Here is a 12,282-nt window from a genome sequence, read left to right as displayed (position 1 = left end):
TTTAATTTTGCTCAACAAATGAGATTAATAAATCTGTAATCGTCGGTTTTTTATTGCCGGTTTTCAGCTCTTCTTTACGCTTTATCACCACCTCATAAATTTTGTCCCATTTTATTTGGTACGCAGCATCGAGGCGGTCTTTGTCGAAATATCCTTTCGACCGGTTTGTTTCGTCTTCGAAATCTTCGAATTCGTAGTGACCTGTCCTCAAATTTAGAGCAGTGAATTTACCTGTTATGATAATGTCCTCAGAATCGGAAAATTCTAATGATTCCAAATGTGTTAAAATCGAGCCAGCTTTTTTATAATCCATGTCACTTGACGATTTATGCAGGGATCCGGCATTCACCCAATTTAACTTGAAGTTGGTTTTTGCTGCTGTAATTGTTTTCAGAAAGCTTTTGTAGCTGTTCAAAACTTTTTTATCCAGACCTTGAATGTACTTCCGGAAAACTTCGGGGTCACTAGATGACTCATAAAAGCCAATCACATAGTCGACAAATTCATCTTCATAGGATTTGGTGCCAGGATACATAATGCCTTCGTGGATTGGTTTAAAAAGCGCTCCAAACGAGTTTCGGGTGTTCCCAATATATTGAAAGGTTGTCGATTCGCGCCAAACCTTCAACTCGATGTGGCTATCGTTTTCTTTGGCTTGCTTTCTTTTTTGGTTTATGAAGTCCTTTTTTAAACCTTTTTGTATTTCGACTAGCTGGATCAATGAATTTGCCCATAGTTCGGCATCGATGGTGCCATACCCCACCTTACCTGAATTACCGAAGTACGCTTGAAAAATACCTTGATTGTGATTCTTTGAGAAACTCGTCAGGTCAACTTGCTCCTGTACTGGTTCGAAACAATAAATGCTGTCGGTATCCGGGATATAACTTTCCGGCAATTTATGGACATATAGCATGACCACATTATGGTATTGAATATCTTTATCGATATCAACTTTGTAAAGCATGCCGGAATCAATTTCTGTAATCAGTTTGTAAAGTGATATTCTTCGATTTAAGTAGTCCTGAATTTTAACAATGTTGACATTGAATACTAACCAGCGGTTGTATGTATCGTCGGTATCGACCCAATAAAACAAATAATCATCGCCTGATATACTCTGATAATGGGATAGCAAAGGTCCCTCGAAGTATATAAGGTCGCTTACCTTGACTAAGTCGTTTAGCCAGTCAGCTTGTATATCTATGCCAGTTACCTTTTCCATTAGAGTTTGTCTATAATAGCAAATTTGTTTTTCAGGTCAGCTTCTTCAAACTCGTATAAATCAAAATGATTTGAAGAGCAATCTTCCGTTTTTAGTCCGTCGTTAGAATCCAAAGCGCCGACAGCAATATGAGTGCCGAGTGTTTTGTGTATATTCTTAACAGTCTTAGCCAAGCTTGAAAATCTTGATTTTGCAGATTCAGCTTTTGTAAAAAATGACAAACTTAAATAGTCACACTTCTTTTTCCCATTATTGTCTATAAAACGAGCTGGTTCATCTTTGAGTTGAGGGAGAAAATTACTTTTGTGGTTGATGTCCTCATGAACAAATCGATAGGCTTCCATATGGCTTATTGCCTTAAGATGTTTGGCAGGACACTCGCAATTGTGTTGTTCGCGAATGGCCTTCATATCCTCTTGGTATTTAAAATTCTTACTCATAGCTCAATTCCCACTTTAGCCAGGTTATTTTTAATGCGCTCCTGCAATTCGATTGATTTGTCGAAGTAGGTTTTAAGGTTTTCGGAAATGGCGGCTACTTTTTCTTCGTAGGGGATGCCGTCGTCTTCGGCCTCTTCGGTACCCACATAGCGACCAGGAGTAAGCACGTAGTTGTTAGCTTCGACTTCGTCCAGCTTAGCCGATTTACAGAAGCCGGGAATATCTTCATAATTGCCGCCTATGTTTCGCCAATTGTGGTAGGTATGGGCAATTTGCAGAATGTCGTTGATTTCTTCTCCCTCGGCGCCTGAGGTAAGCTTCCGGTTTTTGCGACTGGTCATGACCCCCATTTTGCGGGCATCGATAAACAGGATTTCGCCGGAACGATTGCGGAATTTGTGGTTGGTTCGGTTACGCGCCAAAAACCACAGGCAAGCCGGGATTTGGGTGTTGTAGAATAATTGAGTAGGCAGAGCCACCATGCAGTCGACCAGCCCTTCGGTGATGAGCTGCTTGCGGATATCGCCTTCGGAACCGGCATTGGTAGTCATAGAGCCGTTGGCCAGTACAATACCGGCCGTGCCGTTGGTGTTGAGCTTGTTAATGAACAGCTGTAACCAGGCATAGTTGGCATTACCAACTGGAGGCACGCCGAAACGCCACAGGTGACTATCCTGTAATTGCTCGCCGCCCCAGTCGGAAATGTTGAATGGGGGATTGGCCATGATAAAATCGGCTTTCAGGTCTTTGTGGCGGTCGTTGTGGAAGGTGTCGCCCAGCTCTATTTTGGCATCGATACCCCGGATAGCGAGGTTCATTTTCGCCAGTTTGTAGGTAGTTGGGTTGCTTTCCTGCCCGTACACGGCAATATCGCCAATTTTACCGCCATGCGCTTCGAGGAATTTTTCGCTTTGCACAAACATACCACCGCTACCGCAGCAGCCGTCGTAAATACGCCCTTGGTAGGGTTCCAACATTTCTACCAGAAGCTTTACAATGCTTTCGGGCGTGTAGAATTGTCCACCACGTTTGCCTTCGGCATCGGCAAACATACCGAGGAAATACTCATAAACACGCCCAAGCAGGTCTTTGCTGCTGTGGCCTTTTTCTTTAAAGCCAACATTACCGATGAGGTCGACCAATTCGCCGAGGCGTTTTTTGTCGAGCGCCGGGCGGGCATAGTCTTTAGGCAAAACGCCTTTCAGGCTGGGGTTATCTTTTTCGATGGCATCCATGGCATCGTCGATATCCTTGCCTATGCTCGGAAGTTTTGCTCTTTGATGTTGTAAATAGTTCCATCTTGCAGAAGGAGGCACATAGAAAACATTCTCTGCCAGGTATTCGTCTTTGTCTTCCGGATCGGAATATTCGTCGGCTTTCAGCTTGTCATAGAGTTCTTCGAAGCTGTCGGAAATGTATTTAAGGAAAATAAGGCCCAATACAATATGTTTGTATTCGGCAGCATCCATGTTGTTTCGGAGCTTATCGGCGGTAGCCCAAAGTGTTTTTTCGAGTTCCTGGTTCATTTTTATCTAGTGGTTAAAATGCCTTCAGACAAGATATTGCAAGTCTGGGATTTGGATTTTATAATCAGTTTTTACAGAAAACAATTTAAGTGTTTTTGCCCTGAAAAAGGGGCTTCCCTTCGGTAAGGGCAACGAAGGGTTAAATTTAAGAGGTTTTCAGTTATTGTTTTCATAATTTTTTATTTTTCTGTAATAGCCGGTTTTTATTTTTTCGAGCAGAGTAGGGATACAATTGTTTAAGAACTCATCGATAGAGCGTTCGCTCATGTCGAAATTTTTACCTATTTCAAGCGCTTGCTTTCGTTGGAATTCGTCGGGAAGGTTTTCGAAAAACTTCTTTTTATTGTTTGGCATTTTGTAAACAGTTGCTTCCTGTTGCGATGCCAGATTGCAAAACATGGTTAGGCTATGTTCGAGGTAAATGCCGGTAATTACAAGGGCCGTATTAAAATCGTCGTCGGTACAAACCATTTGTCGGGAGTTTTCAGCATTTTCGAATTTTCGTAATGCGGTTAGCACCATACACATTCGGTAAAGCATGAGCCCAAGGCGATAGACCACGCTGGCGGCTTCTTCGTTGTTATAGAGTGTTACCTCACGCAGCCTAAGAGAAAATGTTCGGTTTAATGTACCCCATTGCTGTTGGGTCAGCGAGATTTCGGTTGGGGACTGCTCCAGAAAGTCGATCATGGTTAAAATATCGTTGGCGAGCTTGGCAAAATGATCGTTCATAACAATTCCCTGTGGTTTTGGCGATGGATCCTGCCAGACAATTTCGTTTTTGTAGGCATAAAACAGGAATCGGCTAAAGAGGCCATCTTCGGCCGAACCGATTAATTTGGGCACCTGAGCAGGTGTACCGGAGAGACATACGGCGAGTTTAGGTTCGTTTATTTCGATGAGTTCGCGATTTGTTTTACGGGCAGCCGATATTTTTTCGTTGTGGAACGCGCCACGCAGAATGGGAGAGTAGTTTCCCCAATCCTGTTTGTTTGCTCCGCTCATGGTGTCGGCTTCGGTTTCACAAATAATTCCCTGCCCGTTGTTATCTTGCAGTAATTGTAGCAGCATGGCCTGGCTGCAATCTGCCGGAATGAAAAGCAGGCGTGTTTTTGGCTCTTCCGGTTTGGGGGGAATTGGGTCGTTCTTTTTTCGTTTTGCCAGGGTATCTTTGTACTCAATGAGCTTCTGGTTGTATGCCTCGTGTGCTTTTTTACTTTCGGCCACCAGCTTGTCGTGATACTTATCGGCCAGACGCTTGGCATTTTTCATTACTCCTTTCCCGCTGGCAGCCGGAGCGATAATGAAAGAGAACAAATGCGGATAGACTCGTTCTCCGGCGTAAATGCCTGTTACATTTGGCAGGCACCCACTGAGGATGGTAATTGCTGCGGTGAAGAAAACATCGCGTTTACGAAGGTCGCCATCAAAAGGCAAGACTCCACTTTTCAGGATGTCGGGCAAGCTTTCGTATATATTTCCGGGGATGAGTGGAGTTGCTTTCAGGTAATTTTCGGTGGGATGTTCTTCGGTATCCGGATTCTGCAAGGCTGCAGTGTTTGCAAACGTTGCGAAATCCGCAGCATTGTTTCGATAGGCACTATCAACCGATTTTAAGATCTCAGCTTGGTTTTCGTGTTGAAAATTAGCCACGACATAGGCTTCGGTTGCCTGCTGCGGGATGCCGGATCGATTGCAGTTGCAGGCGAACAGATAGATGTAGTTATTTCGGCTGCCATTAATGTAGGTTTCCTTTTGATTGGTGAAGGCAACTATTTGATCGAGCCGGGTTGTTTGGTTGTGATATGAGGCTGTCATATAGGCTGTTTCGCTTTGGGTAGTTGAAGTGATTTCGAATGTCGATGAGTTTGGATTCAGGTACAGTTCGGGGTCGAATGATACGAAGCAAAGGCGGGTGATGTCTTTGCATTTCGGGTCGGCTTCGATGGCTAGCTGCGCCTCATAGTAAGACTTAACATTTGCGTAAGCCAGCGCATGGCTGTTCAAATCGTTACTGACCTTAACAAAGACTTTCAACCCGGCACCCTTTGGACTCCTGAAGCAAGCAAAGGAGTATGGGATTGCGGCGATTTTTTCGGTAATCGATTGAATTTGATCCGGATCAAGTTTATCGAAGTCGAGGTGGACAAAACCGCTGTATTGTTTTATCGTGTTCTGGTTCCGGCCTGCTTTAAAGGTCGCCGATGGGGTGAATGCCAGGAGAGCTTTTTTCAGTTCGTCGGCTTTCGTGTCTTGCCCGGCACTGACACATTCCCGAATCCTGTTAATTTCGACTTGGTATTTACCATTCTTAATTTCACGCAAAACAGCAGTCAGCAGTTTGTCTTCAATGGGTATATTGAAATTTCTATAGATCGTTGTCGAGTTCATTGGGAAGTTTTTTAGGGTTTGTAGATTCAACCGGGGGAATTGCGTTTTTGGCGAGCAGTTGAAGGATGTCGGAAAGACGGTAGTAAATTTTGTTTCCAACCTGCGAATAGCCCACCATATTTACTGCCCGCCAATAGGCAGCGGTGCGTTTGCTGATATTCATGATCTGGATAAACTCTTGGTTGTCGTACCAAATCTGGTCGGGAGAGGTTCGTTGTGTGCCTTCGAGTTTGCGGGTTAATTCATCGAGCCGTTGGTTAATGCAGACCAATTCGTCGTTAGAAAATCGTTGCTTTTCCATCGTTTACCTCCTTCTGTTTTTTAGGATATAGTTAGCCGCTGCGGTTTCGATTTCATCGGAGGTATCCTGCCGGTTCGACTGTAGCCATTGGTCGATTTCGGTGCGGTTGAAGTACAGTCGTTTTCCTTGCGGACAGAAGTGCGGGATTTTCTTCTGGCTGGTTAGCTTGTAGAGGTGCGATGCTGAAATGTCGAGGTATTTGCAGGCATCGGCAAAGGTTAATACTTCCTTTTTCAAGAGGTTTTGCTCATCGATTTTTTGTTCGAGTTGGATGAGCTTTTCGAAAATAATTTTTGATTCCATGTGTTTCCGAAATTTTTGTTTTGTGGATTATTCCGGAAGCAAAGGAATGCAGAAGGAGAAGGTCGGGGTAGTGGTTAACGGTGGCACCACCCCGACTTAATTATTTGAAATACAAATAGTTAATTCGTTTGTTTTTCTTTATTTTTTTTGGCAATCGCTCCTAGATTGTAGAAAATTTCCTGCCAGCGGTCGATGGCGTTAAACTCCGGGTTTATAAACTTGTTGGCGAATGACTTTTCCTGTATGGTATCTTTTTGTTTAGAGCTGAAGTTTTCGCAAACAAACCGATAGATGTCTGTTTTGGTTTTGCTTTCGATGATACCGTATTCATGCAAGGCTTTAAACAAATAGGCCAATTCGGCGACTGACAAGGAGGTATTTAGTTTGAATTTTGGTACTTCTTCAGATTTCCGGTTTTCAGCTGTTTCGATGAAGCCATTTTCAAAGTCTTGAGCAATAATATCAAGTGCTTCTTTAAAATTTCGATAATACCTCCAATAGCTATGAAAGGACTTCAAGAAATAGTTGTGGTGCATCCGGCCCATCTCCGAGAATGACGTTGGGGGAGTTTTTGGGTGCCAAAACTTTTCCCAGAACAGTTCTCTCACAATCTCGACTCTAGGCCAAGGCATATGGGAAATAAATTGTTCTGACGATGCGGTGAGATATTGCCGAATTTCTTCGCTGGTCATCGATTTCATTCTGAAAAGTGTCTTTTTGGTCATTTCGTTTAGCAGCCTCCCTTTCATGAATACATCGATGTGGTTAGGGTGAAATTTGTAGGTCGAAGATTTTTCTTCCATTTTTTTTAGGTGTTCAGCGGCCTCTTCGATAAAACGCATTTCAAACTCTTCGACGAATAATGGTTGATTGTCTGTGGCGGTCATGTTTTGTTAGTTATTTTGTTAAATGTACAAATTAATCCAACTTGATTCGATTGGCGGCTTCAACTTTTTTCTCGTCGATTATCTTGGCATAAATCTGGGTTGTCTTTAATTCTTTATGGCCGAGCAGTTTGGAAACGGTATAAATATCGGTACCCAAAGTTAGCTGGAGTGTTGCATAGGTGTGTCGGGCGCAATGGAAAGTGACTTTCTTGTTTATTTTAGCTTTGGCGATCCAATTTGTGAGCTTTGCATTGTACCAGATGTTGTATGTTAGGCCGATGAAGACTAATTCTTCCGGTATGGTAGCTTCGCCAAGCATTTCACGGGCTTGTTCGGAAATAGGCAGGGTTTCTGCTCCCTTCGTTTTTTTCTGTCGAAAGCGGATGTAGTTTCCTAGTTCGGTGGAATGTTGTATTTCTGACCAGGTTAGCTTATGAATGTCGGACCAACGTAGCCCGGTTAAACAAGAAAATAGGAACGCTTTTTTTAATACCGGGCTTTCGCATTCGGTTTTGGCGAGCCGTTGCAACTCTTCGAGTGTTAGAAATTCGCGCTGAGGTTCTCCTTGTTTGAATGGGGAAATTTGCTCAGCAGGATTTGCTTTTAATAATCCGTCTTTTACCGCTTGCCTTAAAGCTGCCCGTAGCTTATTGAAATAGGAATACTTAGAATTTTGGGATAGGGGGGCGTTAGTACTATTTTTTTGTATTGCTTCCGTATCCAGATAGTCTTTGAAACCTTGCACCCATTGTTTATTGATGGCGCTAAAAGTTGCTTTCCCTTTGGCGTAGGCTTTCAAATAATTGCCCGCACTTAGCCAATTGCCATAATTACCGGCGCTGTTTTTTCGCTTTTCAGCGAGCGCATCGTAATAGAACAGAAAGCTGGCTTTCATTTTTTCTTTGTCCCTGAAGTCGTAAGTTTCATTTTGAATTTCCATGAACCTTTTGGATCGGATAGTCTCGGCAAGCTCGGCAATTTTTTTGTTTTCGTCTTTTTGAGCTTTGGTCAGGGAGCCTTTTTCCGGTTCAGGAATCAGGTACAAGCCCAGGTATTCATATTCTCGTTTGCCTTTATGGTAGTAGTCGAGATACAGACTTATTTTGTTGCCCTTCTTGCGTTGTCTTAGTGCTACTTTCATGGTTTGTTAGTTAAAGAGTTTGTCAATTTCGGAACGGCTAATGATGGTTCTTCGGCCTATTTTGGTCACTTTTATTTTATTGCTGCTGATAAGCCGTTGGATCGTCCAGCGACTTGCTCCGATTAGATTAGCGGCATCCTTGATACTTAGAAATTCTTTCGCATTTAGTGGGATCGCCTTTGATTTTTGCAAAGACTGCAGAGATTGCGGGTCTTGCAAGCTTTGCATTTCGTGATGGGATTGTTCGAGAGCGGCTTGAACCTTTTGGTCCCGGATTCGGATTTTATAAGCTCTTTTTGAGCATGCGCCTCCACAGTACATTGTGGTGGTGGTTCTGGCAACAAATGCTTTCCCGCAGAGTTGACAGACTTTCGGAATTTGCAAATTACTACTCATATTTGTGCTCCAAGTTAGTTAATGGTGCCATGCGGTGCTTAATGGTGCAATATTTCTCTTTGATTGTTAAGTGCAAATTTTGGGCACCAAAAAAGCCCATTGGGCAACGACTGGGCAACAAAGTTATTGAAAAAAGAGTACATGGGCAACAAAAAAGAGCAAAATAAAAGCCTGTAATTCAAAGAAAAACAGGCTGATAGAAAATATTAGAAGGTTATTTATTTGCCGATACAAAAATTCTTAAAGATATGTCCCAGAATCTCATCGTTCGATATTTCACCGGTTATTTCGCCCAGATAGTGAAGACATTCGCGAATGTCCTGTGCTAGAAAGTCGCCGCTGATACCGTTATTCAGCCCATCAATAACGCGAACGACTGCTTGGTGGGCGAGGGTTAGAGCTTCATAATGGCGTATATTGGAAACAATGACATCTGTTCCCTCTGCTTGCTGTAGCTCAATGCTTTCTTTCAGCAGATCTATCAGTGCATCAAGATTTTGCTGCTGCTTGGCTGAGATAAACACCAGATTTTCATTATCAGCAACGTCGATGTTGCTAAGCATTTCTTTCAGCTTATCGCGTCCGGCCAGGTCGGCTTTGTTTCCGACAATGATTAACGATTGATTTTGAATACGTTCCCTGATCTTTTCTATTCTTTGGCTGATAAGGTCGATAGGGTTGGTTAAATCAGTTACCAGCAAAACAATTTCAGCTTGTTCTAACTTGTTATAGCTCCGCTCAATACCAAGATTCTCTATTTGATCGGTTGTTTCTCGTAATCCAGCCGTATCAAAAAACCGGAAGGCTGTCCCTTCAATTGTAATTACATCTTCAATCACATCACGGGTAGTTCCATGTATGTCTGATACAATGGCTTTCTCCTCTTTTAATAAGGCATTGAGCAAGGTTGATTTTCCAACATTTGTTTCGCCAACAATGGCTACAGGAACACCGTTCTTTAGTACATTTCCAAGCTTGAACGAGTTGGCAAGCTTGCTTAGCACCGTTTCGATTTCGGTTGTGAGGTTAACCAGTTGCTTGCGATCTGCAAATTCAACGTCTTCCTCACTAAAATCGAGCTCAAGTTCCACCATGGCAATAAAATGCAAGAGTTGCCCGCGCAATTTGCTGATCTCTTTTGAAAAGCCTCCTCTCATTTGTTTCAAAGCCATTTTATGGTTCGCCGCATTACTCGAAAAAATCAGGTCGGCTACCGCTTCGGCCTGCGAGAGATCCATTTTTCCGTTCAGAAAAGCCCGTTGCGTAAATTCGCCAGGACGTGCCATTCGGGCTCCCTGCCCAATTAGAAGTTGGAGAATACGTTGTTGTATATAAACCGACCCATGACACCCAATTTCAATAATATCCTCGCCGGTGAATGAGTGTGGCGCTTTAAATAACGAGATGACCACCTCGTCAATTATTTCATCTCCCTCGACAAGGCTTCCGTAATGCAGTGTATTGGCTTTTTGAGTCGCAAGTTTTTTTCCGGATTTTGGGGATTGAAAAACACGGTCAGCGATTTCAATGGCAGTTTCACCCGAAAGGCGGATAGTGGCAATTGCCCCCATTCCGGGAGAAGTAGCGATTGCACAAATGGTCGATTGATCCAACATATTCTAAGTTTTCAGCAAAAGTATTGAATTCTTTCAGCAAAAAGCAACGAACTTTTTACTGACCAATCCTTTTTAGTGATTTACGATGACATTCGCCAACAATTGAAACTATTTGGTCAAAGATTCTATTAATTTGAACCTGGAGTATTTACATTCTCGAAAAAAAAAGAGCAAGTTGATACTCACATTGCTCAAAGCACTATATTTGTCGAGCAAAAATAAAATTGGGCGATTGAAGTCCTACTTTATCAATCGATAGAAGTGGAATAATCCAATAAAAAGGATTCAATAACCAATAAAATAAATTTTAAACACATGAAATTACTTGAAGGTAAAACAGCTATTGTAACTGGTGCTTCCAGAGGTATTGGTAAATCTATTGCTATGAAATTTGCCGAAGAAGGCTGCAACATTGCATTCACTGACTTATTTGAAAATGAAGCCATGAAAGCAACCGAAGCGGAATTGGCAGCAATGGGTGTAAAAGCAAAAGGTTACGCGTCAAACGCAGCTCTATTTGCTGACACTGATGAAGTAGTCACTAGAATAGTTGAAGATTTTGGACGGATTGACGTATTGGTAAACAATGCCGGTATTACAAAAGATACTTTATTGATGCGAATGACCGAAGAACAGTGGGACGCGGTTATCAATGTCAACCTAAAATCGGTATTTAACTTTACCAAAGCAGCCCAAAAAGTGATGTTGAAACAACGCAGTGGCTCAATTGTAAACCTTAGCTCAGTGGTAGGGGTGAGTGGAAATGCGGGGCAGTCGAACTACTCAGCGTCAAAAGCCGGCATAATTGGCTTCACTAAATCAATTGCCAAAGAGCTTGGCTCACGGGGCATTCGCAGTAATGCAATCGCGCCAGGCTTCATCATTACCGAAATGACAGGCGCTATTCCGGAAGAATCCCGCAAAGCATGGGAAGCGAGCATTCCGATGAAACGTGGAGGTACACCCGAAGAAGTTGCAAAAGTGGCTTTGTTCCTGGCTTCAGATTTATCATCGTATGTTAGCGGACAAACAATTGCTGTTTGTGGAGCAATGAATACTTAAAATTAGCTTCGCTATTTTATAAAATAAGCCGGATTGATTTTCGATCCGGCTTATTTGTTCTATTTTTACCGGAAACAATCAACTAAAGAACCATGCCCCAAGTTCTTTTAGCCGGATTGTCTACAATTGATATTCAATATTTTGTAGACAAATATCCGGAATCAAATCAAAAAGTAAAATGTGATCCGCCGGAAATACTAGTGGGCGGTCCTGCAGCAAATGCTGCTGTCGCTTTTTCTTATCTCAACGGGGATTCACATCTTCTCACAGCTATCGGCAATCATCCATTTAGACCATATTTTGAAAACGATTTTTTGAATTTCGGCGTTCAAACAATTGATTTCATATCGGGAATCGAAGTCGAACCGGTTATGGCTTCGGTTGTAACAAATTTCAACGGTGAACGAACAATTCTCTCGCACCATCCTAAAAACCATTGCGTTGACTATAATCCAGCTGAGATATTAAACAAAATCAAGCCGGAATTAGTATTCGTCGACGGATTTTATCCGCATATGACGGTAGAATTGTGCAAGGCGGCTAAACGGATCGGTATTCCAATCATTTTTGATGGGGGAAGTTGGAAGGATCATCTCATTGAGGTAATTCCCTATCTGGATATTGCAATTTGTTCCGCAGATTTTCGTCCGCCAAATACGAATACAGAAAAAGAAGTCCTGGATTTTTTCGTGAAAAACAATATCGGAAAAATTGCTATAAGTAGGGGAGAACGGCCAATTATATGTTGCGAAGATGGCGTCGTTAGCGAGATTCAGGTGAGTAGGCATCCGATCGTTGACAGCCTGGGTGCCGGTGATTTTTTACACGGGGCGTTTTGTTATTACTGGCTTCAATCCCGGAATTTCAAAGAAAGTCTTCATTTAGCCAGTCAGTTTGCGTCAGCGACTTGCCAATATAAAGGAACGAGAGCTTTTTACAATAAACTGGATCGGAAGAAGTTCCAATCGATATTTTTTCATAATTTGTAGTACCA

At 42.6% G+C, this 12,282-nt stretch carries 12 protein-coding genes; 2 read left to right on the top strand and 10 right to left on the bottom strand.

Going from position 1 to position 12,282, the window contains the following annotated elements:
* Position 1: 1 nt before the first annotated feature.
* The 10 genes from ABZD21_RS01570 to mnmE all read right to left on the bottom strand — a co-directional run bounded on the left by ABZD21_RS01570 (position 2) and on the right by mnmE (position 10,226).
* Positions 2–1,225 (bottom strand): DUF6575 domain-containing protein, encoded by a 1,224-nt coding sequence (locus ABZD21_RS01570; protein WP_372772363.1) that lies wholly within the window; start codon positions 1,223–1,225, stop codon positions 2–4.
* Positions 1,225–1,665: a hypothetical protein gene (locus ABZD21_RS01565; RefSeq protein ID WP_372772362.1), complete on the bottom strand. Its 441-nt coding sequence runs from the start codon at positions 1,663–1,665 to the stop codon at positions 1,225–1,227. Before ABZD21_RS01565 ends, ABZD21_RS01570 begins: the two co-directional genes overlap by 1 nt.
* Positions 1,662–3,191, bottom strand: coding sequence for a type I restriction-modification system subunit M (locus ABZD21_RS01560; protein ID WP_372772360.1), 1,530 nt, complete (start codon positions 3,189–3,191; stop codon positions 1,662–1,664). Before ABZD21_RS01560 ends, ABZD21_RS01565 begins: the two co-directional genes overlap by 4 nt.
* A 156-nt stretch (positions 3,192–3,347) precedes the next feature.
* A complete protein-coding gene (locus tag ABZD21_RS01555) occupies positions 3,348–5,582 on the bottom strand; it encodes a DUF3987 domain-containing protein (RefSeq protein WP_372772358.1) in 2,235 nt (744 codons plus the stop codon).
* A complete protein-coding gene (locus ABZD21_RS01550; RefSeq protein WP_372772356.1) occupies positions 5,560–5,883 on the bottom strand; it encodes a helix-turn-helix domain-containing protein in 324 nt (107 codons plus the stop codon). The genes ABZD21_RS01555 and ABZD21_RS01550 overlap by 23 nt, the downstream gene beginning before the upstream one ends.
* Before the next feature lie 3 nt (positions 5,884–5,886).
* Complete coding sequence (locus ABZD21_RS01545; protein ID WP_372772355.1) at positions 5,887–6,186, bottom strand: helix-turn-helix domain-containing protein; 300 nt, start codon at positions 6,184–6,186, stop codon at positions 5,887–5,889.
* A gap of 119 nt (positions 6,187–6,305) precedes the next feature.
* The gene (locus tag ABZD21_RS01540) at positions 6,306–7,073 is read right to left on the bottom strand and encodes a hypothetical protein (RefSeq protein ID WP_372772354.1); all 768 of its coding nucleotides are present in this window, start codon (positions 7,071–7,073) and stop codon (positions 6,306–6,308) included.
* Positions 7,074–7,104: 31 nt separating this feature from the next.
* A complete protein-coding gene (locus ABZD21_RS01535; protein WP_372772353.1) occupies positions 7,105–8,214 on the bottom strand; it encodes a phage integrase SAM-like domain-containing protein in 1,110 nt (369 codons plus the stop codon).
* A 6-nt stretch (positions 8,215–8,220) separates the two neighbouring features.
* A complete protein-coding gene (locus ABZD21_RS01530) occupies positions 8,221–8,442 on the bottom strand; it encodes a helix-turn-helix domain-containing protein (protein ID WP_372772496.1) in 222 nt (73 codons plus the stop codon).
* 386 nt (positions 8,443–8,828) lie between these two features.
* Positions 8,829–10,226, bottom strand: a complete 1,398-nt coding sequence (gene mnmE / locus ABZD21_RS01525; protein WP_372772351.1) for a tRNA uridine-5-carboxymethylaminomethyl(34) synthesis GTPase MnmE — start codon at positions 10,224–10,226, stop codon at positions 8,829–8,831.
* 315 nt (positions 10,227–10,541) lie between these two features.
* On the opposite strand from mnmE, the gene fabG reads away from it, so the two are divergent.
* Together fabG and ABZD21_RS01515 are read left to right on the top strand one after the other, a co-directional pair.
* Complete coding sequence (fabG, locus tag ABZD21_RS01520; protein ID WP_372772349.1) at positions 10,542–11,288, top strand: 3-oxoacyl-[acyl-carrier-protein] reductase; 747 nt, start codon at positions 10,542–10,544, stop codon at positions 11,286–11,288.
* Positions 11,289–11,380: 92 nt separating this feature from the next.
* On the top strand, positions 11,381–12,277 hold the full coding sequence (locus tag ABZD21_RS01515; RefSeq protein ID WP_372772348.1) for a PfkB family carbohydrate kinase: 897 nt from the start codon (positions 11,381–11,383) through the stop codon (positions 12,275–12,277).
* Positions 12,278–12,282: the final 5 nt, after the last annotated feature.

Origin of the sequence: Mangrovibacterium sp., from assembly GCF_041596335.1 — a bacterium.
Lineage (GTDB): Bacteria > Bacteroidota > Bacteroidia > Bacteroidales > Prolixibacteraceae > Mangrovibacterium.
The sequence above is the reverse complement of the archived record's forward strand: the minus strand, read 5'-3'. Positions and strand labels throughout refer to the sequence as shown.

Bases quoted from the DNA above. Each gene is read 5' to 3' on its own strand.
- ABZD21_RS01570 (WP_372772363.1), bottom strand. From the start codon at position 1,225: ATGGAAAAGGTAACTGGCATAGATATACAAGCTGACTGGCTAAACGAC.
- ABZD21_RS01565 (WP_372772362.1), bottom strand. From the start codon at position 1,665: ATGAGTAAGAATTTTAAATACCAAGAGGATATGAAGGCCATTCGCGAA.
- ABZD21_RS01560 (WP_372772360.1), bottom strand. From the start codon at position 3,191: ATGAACCAGGAACTCGAAAAAACACTTTGGGCTACCGCCGATAAGCTC.
- ABZD21_RS01555 (WP_372772358.1), bottom strand. From the start codon at position 5,582: ATGAACTCGACAACGATCTATAGAAATTTCAATATACCCATTGAAGAC.
- ABZD21_RS01550 (WP_372772356.1), bottom strand. From the start codon at position 5,883: ATGGAAAAGCAACGATTTTCTAACGACGAATTGGTCTGCATTAACCAA.
- ABZD21_RS01545 (WP_372772355.1), bottom strand. From the start codon at position 6,186: ATGGAATCAAAAATTATTTTCGAAAAGCTCATCCAACTCGAACAAAAA.
- ABZD21_RS01540 (WP_372772354.1), bottom strand. From the start codon at position 7,073: ATGACCGCCACAGACAATCAACCATTATTCGTCGAAGAGTTTGAAATG.
- ABZD21_RS01535 (WP_372772353.1), bottom strand. From the start codon at position 8,214: ATGAAAGTAGCACTAAGACAACGCAAGAAGGGCAACAAAATAAGTCTG.
- ABZD21_RS01530 (WP_372772496.1), bottom strand. From the start codon at position 8,442: ATGCAAAGCTTGCAAGACCCGCAATCTCTGCAGTCTTTGCAAAAATCA.
- mnmE (WP_372772351.1), bottom strand. From the start codon at position 10,226: ATGTTGGATCAATCGACCATTTGTGCAATCGCTACTTCTCCCGGAATG.
- fabG (WP_372772349.1), top strand. From the start codon at position 10,542: ATGAAATTACTTGAAGGTAAAACAGCTATTGTAACTGGTGCTTCCAGA.
- ABZD21_RS01515 (WP_372772348.1), top strand. From the start codon at position 11,381: ATGCCCCAAGTTCTTTTAGCCGGATTGTCTACAATTGATATTCAATAT.